This is a genomic window from Amycolatopsis heterodermiae (assembly GCF_034929455.1).
Taxonomy (GTDB): Bacteria; Actinomycetota; Actinomycetes; order Mycobacteriales; family Pseudonocardiaceae; genus Amycolatopsis; species Amycolatopsis heterodermiae.
Genome location: NZ_JAYFSI010000015.1, coordinates 197,763 through 222,382, shown reverse-complemented (window position 1 = coordinate 222,382; position 24,620 = coordinate 197,763). Strand labels below are relative to the sequence as shown.

The window sequence follows — 24,620 nt, the reverse complement described above, 5'->3', positions numbered from 1 at the left end:
GTGCGGTGCGTGAGCACCTTCTACGACGTCGCCGAAGCGCACCCGGACCGGCTCGCGGTGCTCGCCCCGGACGGGCGGTCCGCGACCTTCGGCGAGCTGGCCGCGCGGGCGAACCGGCTGACCCACGCACTGCGCCGGCTGGGCCTGCGCGAGGGCGACGGCGTCGTCGCGATCGTCCACAACGGACTCCCCTACTTCGAGCTGTTGTTCGCCACGCTCCAGGCCGGGATGTACTTCACGCCGGTCAATTACCGGTCCTCCGCCGAGGAAATCGCCTACGTGGTGGAAAACAGCGGCGCCCGGGTCGTCGTCGCGGACGCCGACATCGCGCGGGAATGCTCCCTCGACGTGCCGCGTTTCTCGGTCGGCGCGGCGGACGGCTGGGAGGACTACGCGTCCTGGGGCGAGAACGAGTCGTCCACGCCTCCGGAGCCGCGGACGGCCGGGCAGACGATGCTCTACACGTCCGGGACCACCGGCCGCCCCAAGGGCGTCCGCCGGGCGCTCAGCGGGAAACCGCCGTCGCTGCACGCGATCCACCGCGACCTGCTCGCCATGATGGACGTCCACCCGGGGCCGGGGGTGCACCTCGTGGCCTGCCCGCTCTACCACGCCGCGCCCGGCTCGTTCGCCGTCAACGCGATGCACCTCGGGCACTCCGCGGTGCTGATGGACAAGTTCGACGCCGAGGAGACGCTGCGGCTGGTCGAACGCCACCGGGTGACCGGCACCCACCTCGTGCCGACCATGTTCCACCGGATGCTGCGGCTGCCCGAGGACGTCCGCGCGCGGTACGACCTGTCGAGCCTGACCAGCGTGATCCACGGCGCGGCGCCGTGCCCGCCCGAGGTCAAGGAGCGGATGATCGACTGGCTCGGCCCGGTGGTGCACGAGTACTACGGCGCGTCGGAGGGCCTGATCTGCGGGGTCACGGCGTCGGACTGGCTGAAGGCGCCGGGCACCGTCGGCCGGACGCTGACCGGGGTGCGGCTGAAGGTCGTCGACGAGGACGGCGCCGAACTGCCGGACGGCGAGCCGGGCACGCTCTACTTCAGCTCGGCGCACACCGCGCTCGACTACCTCGGCGACCCGGAGAAGACGGCGGCCGCCCGATCGGGCGAATTCCTGACGGTGGGCGACTTCGGCTACCGCGACGCCGAAGGCCGCGTCTTCCTGCTCGACCGCCGGACCGACCTGATCCTTTCGGGCGGGGTCAACATCTACCCGGCCGAGATCGAGGCGCGCCTGCTCTCGCACCCGGACGTCGCCGACGCGGCCGTGATCGGCGAGCCGGACGACGAGTGGGGTCAGCGCGTGATCGCCGTCGTCCAGCCGATCCCCGGCGTCTCCGGCGACGACGCGCTGGCGGCGCGGCTCGCCGAGCACTGCCGGGCCGCGCTGGCCGGGTTCAAGACGCCCAAGCGGTTCGACTTCACCGAGCAGCTGCCGCGGACCGAATCGGGCAAGATGCTGCGCCGCACCCTACGGAAGGACTGACTCCCGATGCGCAAGCCGATCGCCGTCACCACCGCCGTTCTCGCCGCCCTGCTGGTGCTGCCCGCCACCGCGTCCGCGACGCCGGGCAGCGGGGTCACCGGCACGATCCTCACGCAGAAGACCATCGGCCACACCGACTACACGCTCCGGGAGATCACCATCCAGCCCGGCGGCTACACCGGCTGGCACTTCCACGACGGCACGCTCTACGCGTACGTGAAGGCCGGGACGCTGACGCACAACAAGGCCGACTGCTCCCTCGACGGCCTCTACCGCACCGGCCGCGCGTTCACCGAGCAGCCCGACCAGGTGCACATCGGCCGCAACCTCGGGACGACACCGCTGGTCCTCGAAGTCCTGTACGTGCTCCCGGCGGGCAGCCCGCTCTCGGAGGACGCGCCGAACCCGGGCTGCGACTTCTAGCTCGTGAACCAGCCCGCCGCGTCGAGGCGGTAGGCCGCAGGGCCGACGACCGCGCGCAGGTCGGTCTCGAGCGCGGTCATGCGGTCGGCGCCGACCGTCCGCGCCCAGTCGGCGCGCAGGTCGTCGAAGATCTCCGCCGACTTCGTGAGCGCGTCGACGCCGTGCGCGGTGAGCCGCACGATCTTGCGGCGCGCGTCGGCCGGGTCGTCGGCGCGCTCGGCGTACCCGAGCGCCTCGAGCCGGTCGACGGTCTTGCCGGCCGCCTGCTTGGAGACGCCGAGGCGGCGGCCGACCTCGGACGCCGTCGCGCCCTGGACGCCGATGGCCTGCATGGCGAACCCGTACGACGGGCGGACGTCCGGGTGCCCGCGGCGCGCGAGCTCGGCGTGCAGGCGGTCGATGAGCGTGCGGAACCCGCCGAAGAGCAGGAACGGCAGCTCGTAGCCGGGCGCGTCGGTCATGACCCCTTGCCAAATTCGACAACCAGGTTTACGGTTTCGACAACCACGTTGTCGACACTACGTCTGGAGACGTCTTGCTCCCCGATTTGTTCCCCGATCACACCCCGGAGTCTGCCCCGTCCGCCGCCCGCCCGGCGATGGCGGCCACCGCGAAGAAGTTCGGCGGCCACGTCCCGGCCGCCGTCGCCCGCATGGCGACGTCACCGGAACTGCTGAACGGCTTCCTGAAGCTGAACGCGATCTTCGAGTCGACGACCCTCCCGGCATTGGACCGCGAAGTGCTGGTCATGACGGTCGCCGCGCGCAACGGCTGCCACCTCTGCGTCGCGATGCACACGGCGTCCCTGCTGGGCCTGTCCGCTTCACCCGAACTGGTGGCGGCGCTGCGCGCGGAGTCGGCGTTGCCCTCGCCTCGGCTGGAGGCGTTGCGCGTGTTCGTGCACGCGGTCATGGACACGACGGGCGACGTCCCGCCCGATGCGTTGACGGCGTTCACCCGCGCGGGTTACACGTCACGCAACGCGCTGGAAGTGGTGCTGGGCATCGGCACGTACACGCTGTCGACGTTCGCGAACCGCCTGACCGCGGCGCCGCTGGACGAGGTCTTCGCGGACCACACCTGGCACGCTACCGCGGTATGACGGTCGCCCCGTTCGCGTCGCCCTCGACGAGGGCGCGGTAGGCCTCGGCGACGACGGCGACGGGCGTCCCGCGGGCGCCGTCCTCCCCCATGGCTTCGAGGGTTTCGCTGATCCAGCCGGGGCTGACGACGTTGATCCGCAGCCCGCGCGTCAGCTCGGCGGCCGCGGACCGGACGAAGCCCTCGAGCCCGGCGTTGACGAGCGCGCCGAGGCCGCTGCCGGGAAGCGGCTCGGTGAACGTCCCGCCGGTGAGGGTGACCGAGCCACCGTCGGGCAGCCGTTCCGCTGCGAGCCGCGCGAGCGCGACCTGGCCGAGCAGCTTGCCGCGCAGGTCGTCGAGCACCTGCTCGCCGGTGAGCTCCGCCAGCGGCCGCAGCGGAACGTTGGCGGCACAGCACACCACGGCGTCGACCGGCTCGGCGAACAACGCCTCGAGCGACGCGGGGTCGGCCAGATCGGCGCGGACCGCCGAGGACCGCGAAACGCGGACCACCTCGTGTCGCGGCCCGAGAGTTGCGGCCACGGCCCGGCCGACCAGCCCGGTAGCCCCCAGCACGACGATCTTCACGCTTCCGACGCTAGCCCGATTCCCGGTTCGGGACCCCGCGCGAATCGGTGTGACCCAGGTCTCACCAAGCCGTGTCCGGTCCCCCGCTGCCGCTCCGACCCCTCGGTGAACGCATCACCGAGAAGGAGTCGACATGGACAAGCCGGCCGGACGGCGCGAGTGGCTGGGGCTGCTGGTGCTCGTGCTCCCCACGCTGCTCGTCGCGATGGACATGACCTCGCTGTTCCTCGCGCTGCCGCAACTGAGCGCCGAGCTGGGCGCGAGCAGCACCGAACAGCTGTGGATCACCGACAGCTACGGCTTCCTCGTCGCCGGGTTCGTCATCACCATGGGCACCCTCGGCGACCGGATCGGCCGGCGGAAACTGCTGCTCGCCGGCGGTGCGGCCTTCGCGGCCGTCTCCGTCGTCGCCGCGTTCTCCACCAGCCCCGGGATGCTCATCGTGGCCCGCGGGGTGCTGGGGATCGCCGGGGCGACGCTCATGCCGTCGACGCTCGCCCTGATCACCAACATGTTCCGCGACGAGCGCCAGCGCGGGAAGGCCATCTCGATCTGGGCCACCTGCCAGTTCGCCGGCGGCTCGCTCGGGCCGGTGCTGGCCGGGTTCCTGCTGCAGCACTTCGCCTGGGGCTCGATCTTCCTGATCGCCGTGCCCGCCATGACCGTGCTGCTGGTCGCCGGCCCGATCCTGCTGCCCGAGTTCCGCACGCCGGCGCCGGGACGCCTCGACTTCGGCGGCGTCGCCCTCTCGCTGGCCGCCGTGCTGCTGTTCGTGTTCGGGCTCAAGCAGCTGACCACCGGCGCGGGCCTGCTCGTGCCGCTGGGCGCGATCCTCGCCGGGAGCGTGCTGGGCGTGGTGTTCGCCCGCCGGCAGCTGACCCGGCCGGAGCCGCTGCTGGACCTGCGGCTGTTCCGGAACCGGCCGTTCACCGCCGTGCTGGTCGCGCTGGTGTTCGCGGGCGTCGCGATGGCGGGCGTCGGCCTGCTCGTCACCCAGTACCTGCAGGACGTGCTCGGGTACTCCCCGCTCGTGTCGGCGCTGCTGTTCGCCCCGATGGGCATCGGCGTCGCGGCGGGCACGACGATCGCCCCCGCGCTGGCCCGCCGGCTGCCCCCGGCCACGGCGATCGCGGGCGGCCTGGTGGTGTCCGCGGCCGGCAGCCTGCTCCTGGTCTTCGCCGACGGCCTTCCCCTGGTCGTGGCGGGCATCGCGGTGCTGACCCTGGGCACCGGTCCGCTGTTCGCGCTGGGCATCGGCCTGGTCGTCGGGTCCGTGCCGCCGGAGCGCGCCGGCTCGGCCGCGTCGATGGCGGACACCGGCAACTACCTGGGCGGCTCCCTCGGGCTGGCCTTCATCGGCCTGACCGCCGCGGCCGTCTACCACGGGGTGTTCCCGGCGGGCACGACCCTGGCGGCCGACGTCACCCACCCGGAGTTGGCGACTCAGGCGAAAGAGGCGTTCACGAGCGCGCTGAACGTCACGGGCGTGATCGCGACGGTGCTCTTCGCAGGCTTGGCGGTCCTGGTGACGGCGATGCGGACGTCAGCCGAGCGCGTTGAGGAACTGCAGGACGCCCAGCAGGCCCGCTAGGGCACCCAGGAACTGGTAGATCCCGAAGCTGCCGCCCACCCGGCGGACGGACGCCTCGGCGCGCGGGTCGAGCAGTACGGCGACGGTCTTCCCGACACGGGGTGACACGAAGGTGTACCGCCCGGCCCACGCCGAGCGGGTCCGCCCGTAGACGGTGTACCGGACCTTCGGCTCACTCGGCGCCCGGTTCAGCCACCGCCGCTCGTCGACGACGTCACCCTCTATCTCGCGGGCCAGCGCCGCAAACCGCAGGCGCCCCGCCGCGATCCCCGCGGACAGCGCCCCGAACAGGGTGAACATCCAGGCCACGAACAGGTACGACGCGGTGACGTCCGGACCGAGACCGAGCCGGCCGGCGGCCAGGCCGAACGCCACCAGCAGGACACCCCGCACGGCGAAGGCGGCGGGCAGCGCGGTCCGGGGCGTCGGCAGCAACCGGACCCGGCCGCCGCCGGCCGGTCCGCACCGCACGACGTCGTCCACCAGCACGGGCACGGTCGTCCGCAGGAGTTCCCGTTCCACACCACTGACGTCGTCGACGACGGTGCCCGCCACGGGAGAAACCCGGAAGACCGCCGGCAGTGGTCGCACGGCCGTCACGCGATACCGGCGCACCCCACGGGCGGACCACCGCCGCAACGACAGCCAGGCCGCGCCCGCGATCGCCTCGATCGCGCCGGCCACCAAGAGGACCCATCCCGCCGCACCGTGCACGCGTTCAGCCGGGTCCTTTCACAGGGGATCTGGTGGGAGGCGTCGAAGCCCTTTCCAAAGGGTCGAAGAGAACAAACGCCTGTACAGGGTTGTTGCAAGCCTGCCGTCCTCCACCTACAGCAACCAGTACAAGCTACCCGGCTACCGCACGCAACCAAGGCTCCAGGCAGACCAAATCGATCAGCTCGTAGCCGCTCAACAAGCCGGTGCGTCCACCTACGAACTCGGCGAGCACTTCGGCATTCATCGCCAGACGGTGGCTCGACATCTCAGAGCACGCGGCATCGACCTGACACCGGGTATCGATCCAAAGCTGCTGTCGACGGCCGCCAAGCTCTACGAAGCCGGTTGGTCGTTAGCTCGCATCGCCACCAAGTACGACATCTCGGCAGAGACTCTTCGCACGAGTCTGATGAAGTTCGGAGTCAAGATGCGTGGCCCTCACGAACACCACCTAAGGACGACAACTCCTCAGCCATGGGTCTCCCGCGGGAGACGCGCGCCACCTGGGCTCTACGTCGGTCAAGTTTCCAACGTTGACGCTTTCATCGAGAGTAGACACGACCGGAAGCTTGGCGAACTGACCAAGACCTCGTAAGATCGAACACGTGTTCGAATATGTTGGGCGCTACCCGGGAAGGTGCGATGCTCGGCAAGCCGCTGCTGTTCTTCACCTCGTACGCTCCACTATTCGCGCTTCTTGCGATTCGGTTCGAGCCTCTCCCCCTCTGCCTTACGTGCGCAGGCCTGGCCGTCGTCGGTGTCGCCGCACTCTTCACGCTCTTCCGCCTGGACAGAAGAGCCAGCCCTGGTGCACATCAACTCAAGGAGGTCAAGCACGCCGGCGCCGAAGCAGGCGCCTACATGGGGGCCTACTTACTACCCTTCCTGACAGTCTCGACTCCAACGCTCCGCGATGTAATCGCATATCTGGCCTTCATTGCAGTAGCAGGCACCGTCTATCTTCACTCGTCCGTGGTTCAAATCAACCCGCTACTTTACCTTCTTGGCTACCGTGTGCTAAGTGTGGTGGACACGAAGGGCCTGCAAGCCTACCTAGTTACACGGCGGAAGGACCTTCGATCTGATGAAACGATCATCGCGACGCGACTTCGAGACGACGTGCTGATCGACCGCACGCCTTAGTTGGAGTCCTCTTGGCCAGTTCAGAACTTGATATGACGGCACCTGCCACAGTGGTCGTCGTGTGGCGATCTGGGCAGCGGGCCATCGGACGCGCAGTAAAAGCTGGCGGTGACGTTACGGAAGCACTCCGCGGCTACGCCGGGTCAGCTCTAGAGAAGGTGCGAACAGCAACGGGGCGACCCTACGACCCCAACGACGAACAGGGCGACGAAGACGCTTACCTGGTAGCCGATCGCGACGAGCTTCTTGACACTGCACTGCTTGAGCAGATCCTGACGGCAGCATCACTGCCGCAGGCAACTGAGCGGGAACTGAAGGAGCAAAGGCTCGCATTATACGCCTTGGTCGTCGGCAAAGACCCCGGCAGGTTGACAGCCTTCGTGCGGCGCGGCAATCCGGTCAGCCTCGCGTCGAAGGGTGTGCTTGCCACCTTCGACCGAACCCTGACTCGTGTCACGAATCCCTTGCTAGCCTTCGACAAGTACTACGATTTGATCATCTACCCGCAGGGTGTTCACATCCTCGACCAAGTGAAGTTTGAAGCTCTTTTCAAGGAAAGTGAAGCAGTACTAGCAAAGACCACCGAGTGGGCTGAAAGTCTCGGCGAGAAATTGCCAATCACACCCGAGGGCATAGAGTGGCTCGCGGAGCGACTACGCAAGACCGGTATTCTTCGCCGGAAGGTGCAGGGGATTCTCCGCAGCGATTATCTCGCACAACTGACGCCGAACGTCCTGCGCGATAAGATCACGGCGCACGGTCTCGATGCTAAGCAACTGATGCCAGACGGACAACTGGTGATCAATAAGGAGACCGAGCACGACGTGCTTCTCCTACTCAACGAAGATCTCTGGACCGGCGACTTCTCCGGCAAGCAGTACGCCGCCGGTCGCAAGTCTCCGCGTCAACCCTAAACGAGGCACAACCTCGACCAGCGCCAACGGCAGAGGAATAATCAGTTCGGCACTATAACGACGCCGAGCCCGGAGTTCGGCCCAGGCGGAATGTCGAGGAACGTCTCGATGCCCTGGTTGCGCCGCAGGTCATCCAGCAACTGCGCCGGGTCAACCCGCGTGCCGATCAGCTGGACCGAGATCGACCGCGGACTCGCCACATCCTTCAGGCGACGCACCTCGAGCGCAAACCCGTCGTCGATAGCGCGCCGGGCCACGGCTCGCAGGTAGTAGCGCATGAACTGTCCCTCGGCGAGGGTCTGTGCCGCATCCGGCGGCACCTTCCGAGAACTCGGTTGACCAGAGCGCGTGGTCGTGGGTTCGCGTTCCAGCCAGTAGCCGGATTGCTGGCTCTGGCGCTCCAGCCAGCCGGGTTCGTGGCGCTCCACTGTTTCGCGCAGCAGACCGGGCCACGCGTGCGAGCCGGTATTGGTCAGACGCCTGCTTGGGTAGAGCTGGCCCGTCGACACGTCAAGCTCCAACTCCTCGAGCATGTACACGCGAGTACGCGGGTCGTCGTCCAGGTTCGGGAACTCGAACACAGACTCCATCAGCTAGCCCCTCTCGTCCATCGTGCCCGCTGCAAGCTGGCCAGTGAACGTGACCGCCGGCCTCGACGGCCACCCTCTGACTCGGCCCCATGGCCACCCAAGTCGCGACCGGCAGCAAGTGATTACCTCACCGTTCGTCATACTGTTGCTGACTGTTACAACCTAGAGGCTGCCGTATCCATAACGTCACCGAGGTTGCTCTGTACAGGTGACATCAACGACCGGCTGTAAGCAGTCGGCGGCCGCGTCGGGTGAACCACATAGTTCGTCTGACTGCCAGATGAGCACGACTGCTCGGTGGGCGGATAACATCGTTACAGCCGCGATCAATGTCGTGGCGCTGCAGGTCTCTGTTCCACGTAGGACGTATCGTCTGCCAGATGACGGACTCGCCCGACGACTCCCGCGCTGGACACGCCTTCATCTCGTACGTCCACCAAGATCGTGACGCCGTAGCCAAGCTGCAGAAAATCCTCAGCTCTGCAGGTGTCCCGGTCTGGCTGGACAAGGAGGACCTGTGGCCAGGCGAGGACTGGCGGCTAAAGATCCGCCGCGCGATCACGAAAGAAAGCCTGGTCTTCATCGCGTGCTTCTCCAAGAACAGCAGCGCCCGCGATGTGTCGTATCAGAACGAGGAGCTCAACCTGGCGGTCGAGCAGCTCCGCAGACGTCCGCCAGGCGGCACGCCGTGGCTTATCCCCGTCCGCCTCGATGACTGCGAGATCCCCGAGTACGAGATTGCGCCGGGACGGATGCTTGACTCACTGCAGATGGTTGACCTCTTCGGCAAGGACCGTGAAAACGCCGCATCACGACTGGTCGGCGCCGTGATTCGCAGCTTGGGCACTGCAACACCAGGCATGCCGATCACAGCTAAACTCGATGGATCATCCGAAGCGGTAGCGCAAGTTAAGGAGATGTTACTCGACCCGACGCGCCGCATCGAACTACACGATCTTGTTACTAGCATCGCGAACAAGTGCCGCACAACCTTAAGCGACGAAGATCAGTTCCCGTTCACACTAGAAGGAACCGGCAAGGAAATCACCAGAGCCGCGGTCGCGCGCGTCGAACAGTACTGGCAGGTCACAAAGCCCGTTCTTGAAATTCTTGCCGCAGGATGCACCTGGGGCGAGGCTAGCAATGAGCGCTTATGGTCAAGTACCGTTCGCGGCATCGCCAATCTTGTCAAGCCAGCAAGCGGGAAAACCATGCTGCTCAACTTACGCTATTTCCCGCCGCTTGTAGCTCTCTACGCGGCCGGCCTTGCCGCAGTGTACGGCCAGAACTACGGCGCGCTGCGTGCCGTTACAATCGACACAAAGGTACGGACGGACTACGGAGTCGACGTGCCACTGCTTGCTAGAAGTCACATTGCACGACCGTTTGAAAATAACAAGCTACTGGCGAACATCCTAGCAATCCAAGCTTCTCAGCCACCTGAAAGTTATCCTGAATTTGACGCCTTGTTTGACGACTTATCCGCTGACCGAATCGGCGGAAAATACACCCCAGTATCCGACTATCTCCACGACAGCCTGCACGAAACTTTCTCTTTTCTAATCTTGGATCCTGACGACTATACCGAAGCATTCGATAAGCTCGAGGTACTGCTATCCGCCCTGGCCATCGACCTTAAGAAGATACCCGAAACCTACGCAGACGGTCCTTGGATTGGATCTTTTACGTGGCGCCGTCGTTACAACGCATCGACCGCCGAGGGCGAGATGCAGGCTGAGTTGAAGGAACAGGGCGCGAGGTGGTCACCACTACAAGCCGGACTATTCGGCGGCTCACTTGATCGTGCCACGCAAGCTTTTGATGACCTCATCGAAAGGACCGGCCGCCATCGCCTGTATCAGCTTTAGGTCGACGAACACTTCGGCTGAGCAACTGGACTGGCATCAGAGACGATTAAGGACGGCAACAACAGAAGGATTTCATATCACAACCCAAGCGGCCTGACCGGTACTCATGCTGGTCTTCACGGGCACCGCGGTCATGCAGATAAGGCTGACCGTTGAGATGCACACGACCTGAGGGCTATGAGTAGCCGGCGGACTGGCGCTAGCGGCTGCAGTAGGCGATTGGCGGTGCAAGCCGCGATCGCGATTTTTAAGCTGCCCGCTGGTGCTCCAGCCGGGTCACCCGGCGCTCCAAGTCCTTGACGTGTTCGCTGCTGTCCGCGCTTCGACTACGTGATCGAGGGCATCAGCGACGGATGCTTGAACGGTGTCGATTTTGGCATCGAGTGCGTCCACTTTGCGATCGAGTGCATCGACCTTCTGGTCAAGCGCGTCAACGCGTCCCTCAACACGAGCAATATCATCCTTCGTCGCTAAATGCGACGTCTGCTGCGTGATCGTAGCTTGGATAAACCGTTTTAGGTCTTGGAATAGTTCTTCTTGCGTAGCCATAACTGGGTTTTAGTATGCGCGTTTATCTCAGGAATGACAAGCACTCACACACGCACCAAGAGATGCGCCTCGACAGGCTTGAGCGACCCTACGCCGTGTCCGTCTTCGTTTTACGCGGAGCCCGCTTGCGCGCCAGCCTGGCGGCTGCTTCCGGCTCCGCAGGCTCAACAGGAACAGGCTCCGGCTCCGCAGGCACATCATGTCGGGCCTCGAACGCCGCCAGAACATCGGCTGAGATGCGGCCGCGTTCTGAGAGTTCATAGCCGTTGGACGCGGCCCAGGCCCGCACCTCCTGATTGTGCTCGCGGGTGTGAGTCGACCTGCTCGAAGCACCACCCTGAGCAGTCCGGGTCTTGCGTCCGCCGGTCCGGCGGGCGGCTGCCGCAAAGCGCTCGAGCTCTGAACGCAGAGCCTCCGCGTTCTAGTCCGACAGGTCGATCTCGAATGATACGCCGTCCAGCCCGAACGACACCGTCTGGGAAGCCTCTCCGCCGTCGATGTCGTCGACCATCTCAACAAGCATGCGTTGTGCCATGCGTTTCACCTCTCATCTGATGCCTCAGGGTCACGACAAGCTTAGGCCAGACGGGTGAGAAGCGCGCGACACCCGCCAATGAATCGGGCGGATGCGGTAACAATCTCAGCTTGGAGCTAGCGACTCGGTCGTCATCCTGTCAGCGTTGAGTGTTTCCACCAGCTCGCCGAGGCAGGAGCTGATCATGATTGACATGGCCGACGGCACCAAACACCCGCTCTACAACGAGCATCCCTGGCGCCTCGCGAGATTGCAGGTCTCCTCGGCCGCCCACACGAGCGTTGAAGTGTCCGGCCTCGCGAATTGGCTCCCGGCGCACCACGCATCAATGGAGGGCGCTTATGGCGTGACCGTCGCGAACTACTGCCGAACGACGCAAGAGGATCACTACCATGTCCGCCGGGCATCGATCGACATGGGCCCGTTACTCATTATGCCGAACCGGCTGGGGAGGATCCTGGGTGATCTCGTTCGCGAACCCGATAACCCGCGCAGTAATCGTGAGTTTCGAAATGCACTACGGCCCTACACCAGACCGCAGCTAGACAAAGGACAGAATCAAGCCGATCTCTCGGTAAGCCGATACTGCAACACCATCATTCGACATGGGGCGGCCGTACAGCTCGGCGACCACTCCCGCATGAACATCAAAACACACTGTGTCGTCGAGGAAACTACGTTTCAATTGGCCGATCTGCTTGTTCACGACGTTGATCTCGTGTCCTCGTTCGCCATGGCATTGAGGTCTCCCCATGACGCGTCACTATCCAGCACGTTCCTCAACGACACGTTGAAAGCTGCTGGCCGTTCCGACGATCTCGCCATGCTTACTCAAATTTCGCAGGACATCCGCGAGCTCGACCGGCCCTGCACGTCCATCTGGGCCTTCTTTGGACTGGCCCAGATCAACCACCCTTCCGCTGTGATGCTCGGCATCGGCAACACGTTGACAACCAAGTTCCGCGTTGACACTCCCAAGTTCAAGTCCGGAACGCTTCTGGCAGATCTCGACACAGTGCGCCACCGCGTAACCAGCATCGAAGACCAGGACCTGACGCCTCCGCTACGAGCCCGCGCCGTTCCGACGGTCGAGCAGCAAAGATCAACACTGACGTTTAGCGACCCAGCGGCAGAGCTTCCATCTCACGCCCCTAGACACAGTCGGACTCCATCTCATACACCGCAGCCGGGCGCCCGTAATCGCAGCTTCGGCGTCCGCGGCCGTGGACTCTAAAAGAAGGAGCTGACGTGAGACACACGCGCTGGAAAGCACTTCTGCTGGTACTTCTCACCGTCGCGTTCGTGGGACTGGGTGTCCTCTTCTACACGGCCATCGATGTGGGAAGGGCGTCGCAGTACGCGGGCATCAGCAGCTTCCTAGTAAGTGTGTTGACTGCGATCATGTCCGCAATCCTGTTTTTCAAGACCGTCGCCTCGCCGAAGCAGTCCGGCTCGTCCACTGAAGCCTACGACCGCGCCGATGCGCCGGACGACTTGCCCCGCAGCACCTCGCACGGCGGATCAAAGTCGACGACCATCCACATATCGGACTGCACCTCGGTACAAACGGGCAAGAAATCAGTCGCAAACATCAATCAACTAGTCGAGCCCCGAGAGGCTACTCCGTCGAAGCGTTCGAGCCGGCTGGGGCATCCGCCACGGTAGTTAGGCTACACACTGGCCGATCTTCTCAAAGAGAGGATCACCCCCAGTGTCGCCAGCTCACTAACGATGCGAGGTTCGCTCGCCAGCACGGCTGATAGTCCTTCTTCTCGACTAATGGAGCCACACCAAGCTACAACACATTCTGTCTGGTCTTGCGTTGCTTCATGATTTCACTAACGCAGATCAAAAACGCAACCGAACCTCCACACAGTCCCACAAACACTGGAGGCTTGGGCCACAAGCAGACGAACAAGACGGTTGCCGCGAACAGGCCGCAAGCTGAAGCAATGTCCGACGTAAGCGACTTTGCATAAATGACTGTCTCTTCATCGGCGACTTTCGCTTCGATCGATCGACACAAACGCCGCCACACGATGGTCGTCGTGATCCCCGCAGAGAATGCAAACGCTGCAAGACTTATAAACCAACGCATCGCAAGGAGCTCTCCTGGCCCGAGCGCCACAGCGATAAACATCGCACACTCGGCGATGGTTACAACCATCATCATTACGTTCTCGATGGCATCGATCCTGCCAGGAATAAAGACGGCTCCATACTTGACCGACAAGTAGATAAGTGCGACAGCGCCAAAGCTGGTCAGCCAAAACATGAGAAGCTCGGCGAAGCTGACTGTCAGAGCGAAGACACTTACAAGCTCTTGCAACGCAACAACTCCGACGCTAAGTGCCACTCCAGTAAGGATCGCCAGCAGGAAGCTGAAATCTTCGCGCCCCGGCACCAGCGAAGCACGGTCAGACAGTTGCGGAAGTGCTGCCGCAGCTGGTTCGAGCGTCGGCGTCGACACCTGGCCCACTTCTCTTGGCCGACGCACCCGCCACAGTGTCCAGCCGAGCAGCAACAGTGCCGTCACGAGGCTCGCGCCGGCTCCCGGCGACCTACCAGGTTTGACCATAACTACCGTGCTCCATCACTTTTGACGGTTACGCTCAGATCATCGCGTGTCACTTCAGAACCTTCTCAACGCAGATAGTCGCTCAGGCCATTCGCCTGTTACTGGCAGTCGAGGACTCAGTTTGGCCAAGCCGGATGTAACGCAGCGCCAACGAGTACCAGTAGCCTCTAGATGACTAAGGACGGACAGGATGCGCCTGGAGCCGACGCGCGAGGAGAAGTTCGCCTTTGCGCTGATCAGCGCCGAACTAGGCGTGACCGTGAACAGCAGCCTTGAGCAGCAAGCACCCGGGCAGGTGGATGCGCTGCTCATGTACCCGAGCGGCAACGACGCCGTCCTCGAAGTCAGCATCCTCTGCGGCCCGGACGAAGCCGAGCTGCGGCGCCTTCTGCAGAAGCGCGGCAACAAGTGGCATCTGCCGGGGTCACAGCTGTCGTGGACGGTCGGGCTGCACCCAAAGACACCACTCAAGCAGTTCAACCAGCACTTCGCGAAGACGTTCCGACTGATCTAGGAGCACGGAGCCATCCACCCTGACGTCTGCCTGTCGCGTCACGTAGTCGCCTCGTCGCCGGCGCTGCAGTGGTTCGAGAAGCATCAGCTGCGCGTCTTCGGTCACACGAACGTGTCGGACGATCCGCAGCACAAGAGGCGTCACCGCGGGACAATCAACGTCACGACAGAGGGCGTAGCGGCGCGGTCGGCAACCCAGAGGCTGCGCCGCGTTGACTGTCCGAGCAGGCGAGCACCGCCGGCTCACAGATCCGCAAGAAGCTCGACAAGTTAGCTGAGTCTGGTGTCTCCAAACAGCATCTCTACCTGCTCGTGGACTACTCCGCTCCCTCGTATGACTTCGCTTGGATCGTCGGCGACGAAGATGAAGTGCCCACTGAGCCGCCAAACTTAGGCGACGTGTCACACCTATGGTTGGTGTCGATGTTCGGCAGGTGGTACTTGCAGTGGAGTGGCAGCAGCGGCTGGAGCCGCCACGCACTACCCGACCAAGTCGTGATGCTTGCAAATTAGACATACTGGCTAACGTGGATGGCGTCAGCGCTCTAAGTCAGAGGCGTCTGTTGATCCGACTCGAGCTAGACCTTTCATCGCCGGCTCGTAGAGGTCGTCAAATGTCGACAACACTTCATAGATGCCCTCTACGGCTACCGTCTCGGCTGTCGCATGAACGTTCCAGTTTCCAGGACTGATGTAGTATCCCGGATCTCTCGCTTCTTCGGAAATCAATCCGGCAGGGGAAGATTTCTGGCGCTCACCCGCACGACTATATCCCCGGACTGCACCTAAAAGATCCACCATCTCCGATTCCTCCCCTTCCTCACTTGAGCCGGGATTTCTTTCATCACCAACATTCATCTTCTTCATAAAAGTCCCTTCATACTTAACCCCTTCTAGCTATCGGATTGCCAACCTGTGGGCGACCGGCAAGTTCGCAATATTCCCACGTATCCACCATGCATTTATAGCCTAGATTTATGAAGTTCGCAATCGCAAACAACAGTAGCATCGCCCAGTACAAGTCTTGAACACCTAGAAGATTTGCACTCCAGGGCAGCGGAGTACCGAAGTTATCGATTTGCTTATGCGCCATGAAAAGACCAGCAGCACCGATAGATATGAGGGCACTGTAGAGTAGACCGCGCCGAGCTTCAAAAGTTCCCTCCACAAGTCTCCCGCCGCGCCGATCGAAACCCAGCCAAGTGGCCGCTACCGCCGGAAACGCCAACAGGACAGCTGGAGCATCAGTACCTGGATCCGTATTGAAATTCGTTATGGCTCCAATGAGCCATACCAAGAAGAGGCATGCTGCCGACGTAACAGCACCCCGCAAAAGCGAACCCGGCGGCGTCTCCGAATACCTGAAACGAATTCGCGGACGTTCATTCTGCGCTGGTTGCGGAAAGTACCTTACATAGAAATGACCTTCCGCCTGACCTAGCCGCTTCTGGAATCGAGGATGCGGCTTTGTCGGGGCACCGTCCGCCCATTTATCAAGTGTCTCAGAAATCTCAATTGCCTCTTGCTCGGCCACATACATTCCATCGACACCTTCAACACGCAAGTGGTAGCTTTGGCAGGTACTTGCGTTTTCGATGTCGATAGTAATATCGACCGGCCGGGAACCCAATGCAACGGTGATACTGCCAACACTTTTATGCAGCCACTTAAACTTGGTAGGTTGCAGCTGCAAGTCTGGTATGAGCGTCTGGGAAGCCCTGATTACAAACCGACCATCGTCACCAGGCTTAACCGAAGCAATAATCACGTAGTGCGCGGCCACCTTTTCCACAAAGCCGGCCGCCAACTTTCGGGCGAGCGTGGCAGCCTTTACGGAACCTTGAGCCTGCTGCGGCGGATCCGACAGTGCTTGAATTTCAACTCTTACTTTTCTGATGTCTTCTGCACTAATTTTCTTGCTTTGCGTGTTCCTTGTAATTATTAATTTAACTGCATTGCGCTCAGCTTTTAATGCAGCCGGCGTCATGCCCGCCGCATCGACATCGATTTGGCCCTTGCATGCACTCGTCAGAAGTAGGCGCAGAACACTGATTGCCACATAGACGGACTCTCGATACGTCAATACCGGAAGGGCCTCCCCGTCAGACCCCACTACTTCGAGATTATCAAGTAGACGACCCTTTGGCGGCGTCAAGATCGGGAATAGCACCGGAGCAAAAGAGCTATTAGATCCGTTAGAGCCTCCATTAAACTGTTTTCTAACGAAGGCTTCGATGGTCGCCGTCTGACGAACGGACCGCTCACCTAGCGAGTAGCTATCAACGACTCGTTTTCGCACATCTGAGGGTGCGGTAATTGCCAGAGCGAAAAGCTTGGCTTGCCTGAGGTCAACTAGCTGCAACGTTCCCGCATTTTTCTGTGCTTCTTCGATCTGGTCATCACCTACTTGGTGAACTTCGCCGAAGGGCGTAGGCCGCATAGTGCAGGCCTTCTGATCCATAGGTTTCAGAACCAAGAAGAGCAGGAGGACCATGATGATCAGCAGCAGGGCGCGCACCACGGCAGAAACCCAGGTATCCACCAGAGTTCCATACCCGACCATTCCGATGATCAGTAGAGCAATGACCACAATGATCACACGGCGACGTCGCGCCTTCTCCTGTTGGTTCATGTCTCCCACCTAATCTGCACACCTCGCTAGGCTCTGCCTGTTGTGCGTGTTGCTGTCATCGACGCCAACACGCACAGCGACTGAGTCGTACGGATGCGATGATCTAGTACGCCCACCTCCTCACTGCAACCCATCCGTGACCAAATCAAGCCTTAGAACCGTAGCAGCCAAGCTCTCTCCTCTTGGGTGAACTTCGTAAACGATCTGTTTCAGGGAGTAACCAAGAACCGATCATGAAATTTGCAATGAGCGCAAGTTCCTACTTCAGTAACTCACACGAGCAAGCCTCTGCACCGGTTCAGATCAGGAAACCGCAGCTCAAGAGAGCATGTTAGAAAGTAACAAAGTAGAGCCCTCATCGCTGCCGAGTCGCCCTGCCGAGCAACAGCCGGCGATGAGGCTTCCGTCATAGTGGGCGAAGATTAGGGGTCATGACTCCCTGAATAGACCGAAGTTGGCCTACGCGACCGGCAGGTCGAGACATCGCCCGCTCGACCAAAGCTGTCTCGCATCGGCAGTGCCGCCGCAAATACTCCACATAACTAGCTCAGCACCAGCCGCCGGATGTCCTGGTTGAGCTCCCGTACCGCGGCCAGCTGTCGGTGTGGCACGGCAGCGGTCTGGAGCTGGCGGAAGGCGTCGAACACCCGATCAGAGCGCACCGCACCGACCGCCGCTAGCGCATCCCGGCCCAGCTCAGCGCCGTGCAGCGGGTCGTCATGAGCCATGGTCAACGTCGCCAAGTTCGCCATCGCAAGCGCCTTGCCCCGGTGGTGGCCGGCGGGGAACGCCTGGATGGAGCTGCGCAGTCGTCGTTCGGCTTCACCGGGTGTGCCGCCATTGAGAGCCAGGCCGAGCAGCGCCCGGCCGTTGTCCCGCTCTAGCCGTGACTGGTCGTAGTAGCGGATCCACTCCGGCTCATCGCCGGAGCTGCCTGCAAACGCTTCTTCCGCTCGCCCGACCGCAGCCAGGCAGTCAATCTCACGCTCCTGGCGGACCGCGCCCAGAGCACGCGCGTGGCGGCTGTGCATCACGGCTTGCACCATGGGCGAGAGGCGGTCGGCGCGGACGAGGGCCATTTCAGCGTAGCTCAACGCGTCGTCGGGCTGCTGCTGGTGAACGGCCAAGTTGGCCATGCCCGACAGTGCCTTCGCACGAATTGACCAGTCGGCCGCCTCAGTAGCGCAGCCGACCGCGAAGCGGAAACACCGCTCGGCCTCGGTATGCAGTCCGGCGTCGAAGCACATGCCGGCCACGGTGTCAGCCAGATCGCCGACTGCGGCGAACAGGGCGTGACGGGCGGCTGCGGTGGCGAACTGGCCGTCGAGCAGCTGCGCGGAAGCCGACAGCTGCGTCAAGGCAGCTTGAGCAGCCATGCCGCCCCCGAAAAGGTGGTCTTGGTTGGCGAACATGCGGGCGGCATGCCGCACTTGCTCAACCTCGGGGAGGCCGACGCGGCGCACCGTTTGCTGGCTGCCGGAGCCTGCTAGGAAGTCGGCCACCGGGTCAGTGAAGGCCAGGCCAGCCACACTGCCAGCGAGAACCCGCAGAAAGGCTTTGCGTTCCACGTCGTCACCTCCGCTCGTGCGCTCAGGGCTACCTACCACGGTAACCGCACGGTGACGCGTACTGAAGAAGCCGAGAGCCGCATCCGATGCGACCTGCAGCACGATGCGCAGGGCGCGGCGGTACTCCTTGTTCGGCCAGCGATGGACGCCTCGTTCCAGCTTGCCGATGTAGTCGGCATCCATGGCGCCCGTTTTGTCCGTACCGGGCGCGACCTGCTGGTTTGCCTGTTCGGCGAGCTGTGCCTGTGTCAACCCGGCGGCATCCCGCGCCATGCGCAAGAGGTCGTTCGGTTCCGGGTGCACGGGGCGTCCTTTCTGCAATGAAATGGCAACCGAGGGTAACAGGGGAACGGCCAGAAACACCGATCGCGCCGCAATCCTCCTGGTAATTCTCCGGGTGGTCTCCGTACAAAACACCTGGTCAACCGTCGTCCAGGCCTACGTCCTCGGCTCTGTTCCGGATCTGACGCCCGAAGTCCAAGGTCAAATACGGCACCCGCCAACCGGTAGACATCTCCGCCTCCCGATGTCGGCCGGTATTCCCGCACGCACGCCCCCCAACCGAGCGGCGTCCACGTCCCGGCTGGCGGGTGCCGCCCACGTTTCTCGGATACGAACGGAGTACAGCCGTGACAGTCCGAACGGTAGAGGTGCAAAAGCGTCCATCGGTCGTGCCGCGCCACTGGCAGCGTGGTCACAACGCGCTAGTGCCGGTACAGGAACCGCGGATGCCGGAACCGGCACAGCTCTACTCCCTGGTGCTGCTGGCGCTGAGCCTGCACCCCCAGCATCCGACCACTAGCCAGTGCGAAAGCTGCGCGGCGGCCTGGCCGTGTGACACGGTGCGGCTGGCCTACCGGTTGCGTGAGGGCTTCTGACCGTGCGCTCCTCCATCTCCAGGCTGCAGCTCAACAGGTTGAGCTGGCGCATCGGGCAGCTTGAGCACATGCTCGCCGTTAGCCAGACGGCAACTGAGCGGGCCGTGGTGCTCAAGCGGTTGGCTACCGACGTTGAGCGGCAGGCCATGTTGTTGGCTAGCCGTGGCGAACAAACCGTGGGCGGGTGGCAGAGCCCTCGTGCGCACCTCTTCTACCTGGTCGCCACCACGGACATGGCGGTAGCCGCCGCCACCCCGTGGATCGCACCGGACGACGATCCGCTGCTCGAGGTGGTCGGCGTGGCAGCCGTATTCCTGCATCTGAGCGCCGCCGAAACACCGCTCATGCGCGCCGAGCTGCTCGTCCAGCTCCGTGACCTGCTCCAGACGGGCCTGCCCATCCCCCGGAACATCATCGCCCGGGACGCCGCCGATCTGGCTGCATTCCATCTGCGTGCCGCCGGCCTCGGCTTCCTTGAGGCTCGCACCGCCGCCTACCGGGGATGGCAGCCATGAGCGGCCTTGCTCAGCTCGACGACCGGGCGGCCGAGCTGGAAGCCGAACCTCGGTTGCCCGCGCTTTCGGCCATGGCCTACGGCTACATGCGCGTACCGGCCGACGTGCCCGATCGGAAGGTGCGCGACCTGGAGCAGGAGGTCATCCAGTTCGCCGAAGGCTTAGGCCTCTATTTCGTGTCGTTCTTCTTCGAGTTCCACTGCGGCTCGCGTGAAGGCTTCGAGGATCTCGTCACTGAACTCGTGCGAGCCGAGGCCCGGCACGTGGTGGTGCCGAGTTTGCGGCACCTCGCCCACAACAGGCTGCTCCAGAAAGCCATGTGCGAGCGGCTGCAGCTGGCCGCCTGCGCCGACGTCCACGCGATGCGTCTTCGAACGGCGATCGAGTGATGACAGCCGACCGCGAACTACCACCCGAGAAACGAAATCAGATGAGCAACATTGCCCGGCTACAGAGCCTGACCGCCAAGCTCGAAACCGAGCCGCGAAGTGCCACCATGCCCGAGCTGCCCGTTTTGGCGTACGGCTATGTCCGCAGCAACGACCGCGACACCGGCTACATCAAGGCCTGTGCCCACCTGCTGGAGGCCTGGTGCACCGCGGCCGGGTGGCGGCTCGGCGTGGTTTTCCGTGACAACGGCTACGACAGCATCAGCACCGCGCGGCCGGGATTCGCCGGCTTCCTCGACGCCTTGCGGTTGCCGGAGGCCGCCTTCGGATTGGTCATCGACCACAGCCACCTGTCCGATGACGAAGACGTGGCGAAGCAGCTCGTCGCTGAAGTCCGCCGGACGAGCGCCGTCCTGCGCGTCGTGGCTGACGACCTCGAGGACGGCAAGGCCGCAAAATGATGAAACCCGAGACGTCGGTACTCGTCGAGTTCCTGCAGACCGCCAGCCGCGGTACGGATGCGCTCGCCACCAAGCTGCACATCGGTGTCCGGTCGCCGAAAGACGAACGCGACTACGCCGACTTCCTCACCGAGCTGGCCAACGTGCTGCGCGTGCACGCCTACATGTACGAGGAACAGCAAAACCCGTCAGCGCGCGTGCTCGACATCTCCGACCGCTACCCGAAACCGCCGCCTGAGCTGGTCCTACTCGGCAACTTGCTCGGCGCGCTGGGCGAGTTGGTGCACCGCTTCACCGATGACTTCGTCGAGCTGAGCCGCCAGCCGCGACGCCCACCGCCACCTGACGACCCGCCGCCGATAACGGCCTGAAGGACGACTCCATGCCCGACAACTTCGTCACCCTCATTGAGTCGCTGCGGGCGGTCAGCAGACACGCCGAGCCGACGGCCAACGCCCTCATGGTGCGGCAGATGACACCGGAGAAACAACGCGAGTACGCCACGTTGCTTCGCCAGCTGGCCGACTTGCTCGACGAACACGCCGACAACCAGGAGACGGCGTCCACCAAGCCGGAACCTCCGACGCCAGCCGGCGGCCGCCATGCCTTGCGCGATCCGTCCCCAGACTGATGATTGCGTGGGGGCTCTTCTCACTGGTTGTCGTGGCCGTGCCGCTCGTCGTGCTCCTGGTCTGGATCTACCGGGAGCAGGAGAGCAATCGTCGACGTCGCAAGTTCCTTCGTCGCTACCCGCAGCGCTCAGTCACCAGCATCCGCAAGCGGGTGGAATGCGAGCTATCCATCGAAGACACCCACGTCATTCCCAAGCTCCCGCAAGCCGTCGCCATCTGACCCTTTGCAAGAGGGCGTGTTCAGCGGCGTCCTGCCCTTACCGAAGCGGGTTCGCCAGTACATCCAGCGGCCGACGCCCTATCCCCGCCGACCTCAACCAGGCCCAGACGCCGAATTTCTGCAACGCATCTTGAACGGACTGCGCGACCTATGACCGATGAGGCCATTGCGGCCCGCAACGAAACCATGCTGCGACAGCGGCGCGGTGGTGCCAGCGTGGCCACCATCGCGCGGGCTCATGGGTTGTCCGGGGGCTACACCAGCCGGTTATCGCGTCATCTCAACGATGACTGCCGTCCACCGGACGACATAGTGAAGCTGCCGCTGAACAAGGCCGCCATTGCTGCGGCATACCTCCGAGGTGCCAGCACCAACACGTTGGCCCGCGCCCTCGGCGTCTCCTACAGCACCGTCTACCGCGTCCTGGCCGAGCTCGGCGTGCCCATGCAGCTCGACACCACCGTAGTACCGGCCGCGCGGTGCGCGAACGCCTTCCAGTCCGCTGGGGAGTTCTGTACCGACAACCCGCACGGCACCGACGGGCCGGGCAACGGTGACTCCGGCGGCCCGGCGGTGCAGCTGGTGGACGGCGTGCCGCAGCTCGTGGGCACCTGCAGCCGGGGCGCGTCGGCGGGTGCCGGGCGCGGACACCTCGGTGTACACGAGCGTGCCGGACTACCGGCAGTGGATTTACGACGTCGCCCGCGCTGGCTAGCACAACCGCACGGCAGCTGACGGGCCGCAGAAGTCGCGATAGCGGAAGCGCCGGTAGCTCCCCTGCGACCGATTCCCCCAGCGTTTGACCTGCGATTTCCGCAGGCTCTGTCCTGCGAAGGAGGTGATCTTATGCGTCCGCACAGCGGCGGAGGCGGTGGCGGCGGCTGACGCCCACCAGCCCCGGAGGAGCCCCCAGGTATGTTCACGCCTGGGGGCTCCTTTGCACTCTGCAACATGCACAATGCCTGATACAATAAGGTCATATGGGTCGCCTGCTCGACCGGCTGTACAAGACCAAACTCCGCTTCGCCGGGCTAGTAAGCGCAGTACTCGGCATCGGATTTCTGGTCGTATCGGGTGCGGCGCCGTCCTCGCCGGCCTGGCACTGGCTCGTCGGGTGGCCGACGGACGAGATCGGCACCACCTTGCTCAGTGCGGGCGTCATCGCCACCATCTTCGAGTACTACGCCCGCAAGGAGGCGGACGAGCGCACCAGCCAGCATCTGCGGCAGGCCATCCGCCACGAAGCACCGGTCATCCGCGATACCGTTCTCGACAGCTTCGCCTTCCGGCCCGAGACCCTGCGGACTATCGCTTCCACCGACACGCTGGATCGGATCGCCACCAACGCGATCGGCCTACGACTCGGTGATGAACGGCTTGCCGCCGAGGCCTATGCCAACCTGCGGGATCAGGTCATTCAATCGCCGGAGCGCTGGCGCAACGTCGATGTCCTGGTGTCGCTTACCCCGTGGTCAGTCGGCCCCGCTTCCGGTAAGGGCTCGATGTTCACCGCCACGATCCGGTGGGAGTACCAAGTACAGCCTGCGACCTCGACAATGCGCTTCGCCTGCGTCGCTGAGGCCGTGGAATACCGGGAACTTCTGCGCGACCCCACCGTCGCCTCGGTATGGCACTTCGACTCGACCACCGGACTCGACGCTGCCGACCGCGAGGCATTCGAGCTGCTTGACTTGAGTATCGACGGCAAACGCAAGACCATCCGACGCACCGAACGGCGCGGGTCTCAGATCTACGCGGTCAACCTCGGCCGTGTGACGGCGGCCGACGAGGTCACCGTGGCCTTGACGTACCGCACGCTGGTCCAGCGTCACGGACACGTCCTCTATCTCGACCTGCCTCGACCGACCCACGGCTTCTACACCAGATTCGACTACACCGCAGCTCCGATCAGCTACGTGACCGTTCTCGACTACTTCGCCAGTCCAAACAGCGCGCAGATTGATCGATCTCCGGCGTCAACGCCGACGAAAACCATCGACGTCAAGTTCGAGGGCTAGATCTTTCCACGAGCAGGTGTTGCGTTCGTGTGGGTGCTGGAGGACGAGACTTGAGCTGCTGACCAGCGATGTGCGTCGCTCAGCCTGCCGATCGGACATATCGACGTATAGGAAGTCACTACAACCCTAGCTAGACTCCCCCTAGCGAAAACACGACGGCAATTGGGGAGATGCTGCAGGTTGGACGCCTATAGTGATCAACAAGTGCTCATAGAGTGGTTGAGTCATCTCGACTGGGGCAATGTCCCATCCTGGGCCTCCGCCGGCTCGTTGATCGTCGCCGCTGCGGTATACGCCAGAGACCATCGGCGCTACCAGCGACGTCAGGTGGACGAAGTGGCGGCTTGGCGTAATTCAAAGATTCTCACATTTGGACAAGATGCTCTAGGCAAGAATATAGACCAGCGTTGGCTCAAGGTAAATTTACGCATAACAAATTCAAGCATGCTGCCAGTCCGAAAATTCATGGTTCAGTACTGCCTGTACAGACGATGGAATGGAAAGGTCAAATTTCAGGTATTCTCCAGAATTTATCGGGTATGGGTGTGTGAAAATATACCCCCAGACTGCACCGTACATCCTGAGGAGCTCGTAAATAGCGGCAGTAGAGTAGCTAAGATTTTTGGGTCTGGCGAATGGCGAGTCGACGCTCGCATAGAATGCGCACTAGTAGTTGACAGTGCCGGAAAGAAATGGGTCAGCTGGCCAGAAAGAGGCTG

The 24,620-nt window shown here is 63.2% G+C and carries 28 protein-coding genes and 1 pseudogene; 19 read left to right on the top strand and 10 right to left on the bottom strand.

Going from position 1 to position 24,620, the window contains the following annotated elements:
* Nucleotides 1-9: 9 nt before the first annotated feature.
* Nucleotides 10-1,497 (top strand): AMP-binding protein, encoded by a 1,488-nt coding sequence (locus VA596_RS43585; RefSeq protein ID WP_323335722.1) that lies wholly within the window; start codon nucleotides 10-12, stop codon nucleotides 1,495-1,497.
* Between the two features lie 6 nt (nucleotides 1,498-1,503).
* Nucleotides 1,504-1,920 carry a cupin domain-containing protein gene (locus tag VA596_RS43580; RefSeq protein WP_323335721.1) on the top strand — a complete coding sequence of 139 codons (417 nt, stop codon included), beginning with the start codon at nucleotides 1,504-1,506 and terminating at the stop codon, nucleotides 1,918-1,920.
* Here the strand turns inward: VA596_RS43580 and VA596_RS43575 are convergent.
* Entirely contained in the window at nucleotides 1,917-2,381 is a 465-nt protein-coding gene (locus VA596_RS43575) for a MarR family winged helix-turn-helix transcriptional regulator (protein ID WP_323335719.1), read from the bottom strand. The genes VA596_RS43580 and VA596_RS43575 overlap by 4 nt on opposite strands.
* Nucleotides 2,382-2,518: 137 nt before the next feature.
* On the opposite strand from VA596_RS43575, the gene VA596_RS43570 reads away from it, so the two are divergent.
* Nucleotides 2,519-3,022, top strand: a complete 504-nt coding sequence (locus VA596_RS43570; RefSeq protein ID WP_323335753.1) for a carboxymuconolactone decarboxylase family protein — start codon at nucleotides 2,519-2,521, stop codon at nucleotides 3,020-3,022.
* On the opposite strand, the gene VA596_RS43565 is transcribed toward VA596_RS43570, so the two are convergent.
* Complete coding sequence (locus tag VA596_RS43565) at nucleotides 3,009-3,590, bottom strand: short chain dehydrogenase (protein WP_323335717.1); 582 nt, start codon at nucleotides 3,588-3,590, stop codon at nucleotides 3,009-3,011. The genes VA596_RS43570 and VA596_RS43565 overlap by 14 nt on opposite strands.
* A gap of 133 nt (nucleotides 3,591-3,723) precedes the next feature.
* Between VA596_RS43565 and VA596_RS43560 the strand changes: the two genes are divergently transcribed.
* The gene (locus VA596_RS43560; protein ID WP_323335716.1) at nucleotides 3,724-5,181 is read left to right on the top strand and encodes an MFS transporter; all 1,458 of its coding nucleotides are present in this window, start codon (nucleotides 3,724-3,726) and stop codon (nucleotides 5,179-5,181) included.
* On the opposite strand, the gene VA596_RS43555 is transcribed toward VA596_RS43560, so the two are convergent.
* Nucleotides 5,134-5,865: a hypothetical protein gene (locus tag VA596_RS43555; protein ID WP_323335714.1), complete on the bottom strand. Its 732-nt coding sequence runs from the start codon at nucleotides 5,863-5,865 to the stop codon at nucleotides 5,134-5,136. The genes VA596_RS43560 and VA596_RS43555 overlap by 48 nt on opposite strands.
* 675 nt (nucleotides 5,866-6,540) lie before the next feature.
* Between VA596_RS43555 and VA596_RS43550 the strand changes: the two genes are divergently transcribed.
* Nucleotides 6,541-7,041 (top strand): hypothetical protein, encoded by a 501-nt coding sequence (locus tag VA596_RS43550; RefSeq protein WP_323335712.1) that lies wholly within the window; start codon nucleotides 6,541-6,543, stop codon nucleotides 7,039-7,041.
* Between the two features lie 11 nt (nucleotides 7,042-7,052).
* Nucleotides 7,053-7,955, top strand: coding sequence for a Kiwa anti-phage protein KwaB-like domain-containing protein (locus VA596_RS43545; RefSeq protein ID WP_323335711.1), 903 nt, complete (start codon nucleotides 7,053-7,055; stop codon nucleotides 7,953-7,955).
* 41 nt (nucleotides 7,956-7,996) lie between these two features.
* On the opposite strand, the gene VA596_RS43540 is transcribed toward VA596_RS43545, so the two are convergent.
* Nucleotides 7,997-8,545: a hypothetical protein gene (locus VA596_RS43540; protein ID WP_323335709.1), complete on the bottom strand. Its 549-nt coding sequence runs from the start codon at nucleotides 8,543-8,545 to the stop codon at nucleotides 7,997-7,999.
* Between the two features lie 380 nt (nucleotides 8,546-8,925).
* On the opposite strand from VA596_RS43540, the gene VA596_RS43535 reads away from it, so the two are divergent.
* On the top strand, nucleotides 8,926-10,413 hold the full coding sequence (locus VA596_RS43535) for a toll/interleukin-1 receptor domain-containing protein (protein ID WP_323335707.1): 1,488 nt from the start codon (nucleotides 8,926-8,928) through the stop codon (nucleotides 10,411-10,413).
* 276 nt (nucleotides 10,414-10,689) lie between these two features.
* Here the strand turns inward: VA596_RS43535 and VA596_RS43530 are convergent, their stop codons facing one another.
* Together VA596_RS43530 and VA596_RS43525 are read right to left on the bottom strand one after the other, a co-directional pair.
* Nucleotides 10,690-10,962, bottom strand: a complete 273-nt coding sequence (locus VA596_RS43530) for a hypothetical protein (RefSeq protein WP_323335706.1) — start codon at nucleotides 10,960-10,962, stop codon at nucleotides 10,690-10,692.
* A gap of 88 nt (nucleotides 10,963-11,050) precedes the next feature.
* Nucleotides 11,051-11,497 (bottom strand): annotated as a pseudogene (locus VA596_RS43525) (histone-like nucleoid-structuring protein Lsr2).
* Nucleotides 11,498-11,690: 193 nt separating this feature from the next.
* Here VA596_RS43525 and VA596_RS43520 point away from each other — a divergent pair.
* Together VA596_RS43520 and VA596_RS43515 are read left to right on the top strand one after the other, a co-directional pair.
* Nucleotides 11,691-12,731 carry a hypothetical protein gene (locus tag VA596_RS43520; protein WP_323335705.1) on the top strand — a complete coding sequence of 347 codons (1,041 nt, stop codon included), beginning with the start codon at nucleotides 11,691-11,693 and terminating at the stop codon, nucleotides 12,729-12,731.
* Nucleotides 12,732-12,745: 14 nt separating this feature from the next.
* Nucleotides 12,746-13,162 (top strand): hypothetical protein, encoded by a 417-nt coding sequence (locus tag VA596_RS43515; protein WP_323335704.1) that lies wholly within the window; start codon nucleotides 12,746-12,748, stop codon nucleotides 13,160-13,162.
* A 130-nt stretch (nucleotides 13,163-13,292) separates the two neighbouring features.
* Here VA596_RS43515 and VA596_RS43510 read toward each other — a convergent pair whose 3' ends face one another.
* On the bottom strand, nucleotides 13,293-14,033 hold the full coding sequence (locus VA596_RS43510) for a hypothetical protein (protein ID WP_323335702.1): 741 nt from the start codon (nucleotides 14,031-14,033) through the stop codon (nucleotides 13,293-13,295).
* A gap of 232 nt (nucleotides 14,034-14,265) precedes the next feature.
* On the opposite strand from VA596_RS43510, the gene VA596_RS43505 reads away from it, so the two are divergent.
* Complete coding sequence (locus VA596_RS43505) at nucleotides 14,266-14,589, top strand: hypothetical protein (protein ID WP_323335701.1); 324 nt, start codon at nucleotides 14,266-14,268, stop codon at nucleotides 14,587-14,589.
* A gap of 536 nt (nucleotides 14,590-15,125) precedes the next feature.
* Here the strand turns inward: VA596_RS43505 and VA596_RS43500 are convergent.
* From VA596_RS43500 to VA596_RS43490, 3 genes are all read right to left on the bottom strand, one after another.
* Nucleotides 15,126-15,455: a hypothetical protein gene (locus VA596_RS43500; RefSeq protein WP_323335700.1), complete on the bottom strand. Its 330-nt coding sequence runs from the start codon at nucleotides 15,453-15,455 to the stop codon at nucleotides 15,126-15,128.
* Nucleotides 15,456-15,471: 16 nt separating this feature from the next.
* On the bottom strand, nucleotides 15,472-17,220 hold the full coding sequence (locus VA596_RS43495; RefSeq protein WP_323335699.1) for a hypothetical protein: 1,749 nt from the start codon (nucleotides 17,218-17,220) through the stop codon (nucleotides 15,472-15,474).
* Nucleotides 17,221-17,762: 542 nt separating this feature from the next.
* Nucleotides 17,763-19,091: a helix-turn-helix domain-containing protein gene (locus tag VA596_RS43490; RefSeq protein ID WP_323335697.1), complete on the bottom strand. Its 1,329-nt coding sequence runs from the start codon at nucleotides 19,089-19,091 to the stop codon at nucleotides 17,763-17,765.
* Nucleotides 19,092-19,516: 425 nt separating this feature from the next.
* On the opposite strand from VA596_RS43490, the gene VA596_RS43485 reads away from it, so the two are divergent.
* From VA596_RS43485 to VA596_RS43445, 9 genes are all read left to right on the top strand, one after another.
* Nucleotides 19,517-19,666: a hypothetical protein gene (locus VA596_RS43485; protein ID WP_323335695.1), complete on the top strand. Its 150-nt coding sequence runs from the start codon at nucleotides 19,517-19,519 to the stop codon at nucleotides 19,664-19,666.
* A 2-nt stretch (nucleotides 19,667-19,668) separates the two neighbouring features.
* The gene (locus tag VA596_RS43480) at nucleotides 19,669-20,181 is read left to right on the top strand and encodes a hypothetical protein (protein WP_323335693.1); all 513 of its coding nucleotides are present in this window, start codon (nucleotides 19,669-19,671) and stop codon (nucleotides 20,179-20,181) included.
* A complete protein-coding gene (locus VA596_RS43475; RefSeq protein WP_323335691.1) occupies nucleotides 20,178-20,570 on the top strand; it encodes a hypothetical protein in 393 nt (130 codons plus the stop codon). Before VA596_RS43480 ends, VA596_RS43475 begins: the two co-directional genes overlap by 4 nt.
* A 41-nt stretch (nucleotides 20,571-20,611) precedes the next feature.
* Nucleotides 20,612-21,031: a recombinase family protein gene (locus tag VA596_RS43470; protein WP_323335689.1), complete on the top strand. Its 420-nt coding sequence runs from the start codon at nucleotides 20,612-20,614 to the stop codon at nucleotides 21,029-21,031.
* Nucleotides 21,028-21,402: a hypothetical protein gene (locus VA596_RS43465; RefSeq protein WP_323335687.1), complete on the top strand. Its 375-nt coding sequence runs from the start codon at nucleotides 21,028-21,030 to the stop codon at nucleotides 21,400-21,402. The genes VA596_RS43470 and VA596_RS43465 overlap by 4 nt, the downstream gene beginning before the upstream one ends.
* 11 nt (nucleotides 21,403-21,413) lie before the next feature.
* Nucleotides 21,414-21,662, top strand: a complete 249-nt coding sequence (locus VA596_RS43460) for a hypothetical protein (RefSeq protein ID WP_323335685.1) — start codon at nucleotides 21,414-21,416, stop codon at nucleotides 21,660-21,662.
* A 32-nt stretch (nucleotides 21,663-21,694) separates the two neighbouring features.
* On the top strand, nucleotides 21,695-21,883 hold the full coding sequence (locus VA596_RS43455; protein WP_323335683.1) for a hypothetical protein: 189 nt from the start codon (nucleotides 21,695-21,697) through the stop codon (nucleotides 21,881-21,883).
* 150 nt (nucleotides 21,884-22,033) lie between these two features.
* Entirely contained in the window at nucleotides 22,034-22,618 is a 585-nt protein-coding gene (locus VA596_RS43450) for a helix-turn-helix domain-containing protein (RefSeq protein ID WP_323335681.1), read from the top strand.
* A 245-nt stretch (nucleotides 22,619-22,863) separates the two neighbouring features.
* On the top strand, nucleotides 22,864-23,901 hold the full coding sequence (locus VA596_RS43445; protein WP_323335679.1) for a hypothetical protein: 1,038 nt from the start codon (nucleotides 22,864-22,866) through the stop codon (nucleotides 23,899-23,901).
* Nucleotides 23,902-24,620 lie beyond the last annotated feature (719 nt).

Coding starts and splice junctions, on each gene's coding strand:
- VA596_RS43580 (WP_323335721.1), top strand. CDS start 1,504: ATGCGCAAGCCGATCGCCGTCACCACCGCCGTTCTCGCCGCCCTGCTG.
- VA596_RS43575 (WP_323335719.1), bottom strand. CDS start 2,381: ATGACCGACGCGCCCGGCTACGAGCTGCCGTTCCTGCTCTTCGGCGGG.
- VA596_RS43570 (WP_323335753.1), top strand. CDS start 2,519: ATGGCGGCCACCGCGAAGAAGTTCGGCGGCCACGTCCCGGCCGCCGTC.
- VA596_RS43560 (WP_323335716.1), top strand. CDS start 3,724: ATGGACAAGCCGGCCGGACGGCGCGAGTGGCTGGGGCTGCTGGTGCTC.
- VA596_RS43550 (WP_323335712.1), top strand. CDS start 6,541: ATGCTCGGCAAGCCGCTGCTGTTCTTCACCTCGTACGCTCCACTATTC.
- VA596_RS43540 (WP_323335709.1), bottom strand. CDS start 8,545: ATGGAGTCTGTGTTCGAGTTCCCGAACCTGGACGACGACCCGCGTACT.
- VA596_RS43535 (WP_323335707.1), top strand. CDS start 8,926: ATGACGGACTCGCCCGACGACTCCCGCGCTGGACACGCCTTCATCTCG.
- VA596_RS43530 (WP_323335706.1), bottom strand. CDS start 10,962: ATGGCTACGCAAGAAGAACTATTCCAAGACCTAAAACGGTTTATCCAA.
- VA596_RS43520 (WP_323335705.1), top strand. CDS start 11,691: ATGGCCGACGGCACCAAACACCCGCTCTACAACGAGCATCCCTGGCGC.
- VA596_RS43505 (WP_323335701.1), top strand. CDS start 14,266: ATGCGCCTGGAGCCGACGCGCGAGGAGAAGTTCGCCTTTGCGCTGATC.
- VA596_RS43500 (WP_323335700.1), bottom strand. CDS start 15,455: ATGAAGAAGATGAATGTTGGTGATGAAAGAAATCCCGGCTCAAGTGAG.
- VA596_RS43495 (WP_323335699.1), bottom strand. CDS start 17,220: ATGAACCAACAGGAGAAGGCGCGACGTCGCCGTGTGATCATTGTGGTC.
- VA596_RS43485 (WP_323335695.1), top strand. CDS start 19,517: ATGCCGGAACCGGCACAGCTCTACTCCCTGGTGCTGCTGGCGCTGAGC.
- VA596_RS43475 (WP_323335691.1), top strand. CDS start 20,178: ATGAGCGGCCTTGCTCAGCTCGACGACCGGGCGGCCGAGCTGGAAGCC.
- VA596_RS43470 (WP_323335689.1), top strand. CDS start 20,612: ATGAGCAACATTGCCCGGCTACAGAGCCTGACCGCCAAGCTCGAAACC.
- VA596_RS43465 (WP_323335687.1), top strand. CDS start 21,028: ATGATGAAACCCGAGACGTCGGTACTCGTCGAGTTCCTGCAGACCGCC.
- VA596_RS43460 (WP_323335685.1), top strand. CDS start 21,414: ATGCCCGACAACTTCGTCACCCTCATTGAGTCGCTGCGGGCGGTCAGC.
- VA596_RS43450 (WP_323335681.1), top strand. CDS start 22,034: ATGACCGATGAGGCCATTGCGGCCCGCAACGAAACCATGCTGCGACAG.
- VA596_RS43445 (WP_323335679.1), top strand. CDS start 22,864: ATGGGTCGCCTGCTCGACCGGCTGTACAAGACCAAACTCCGCTTCGCC.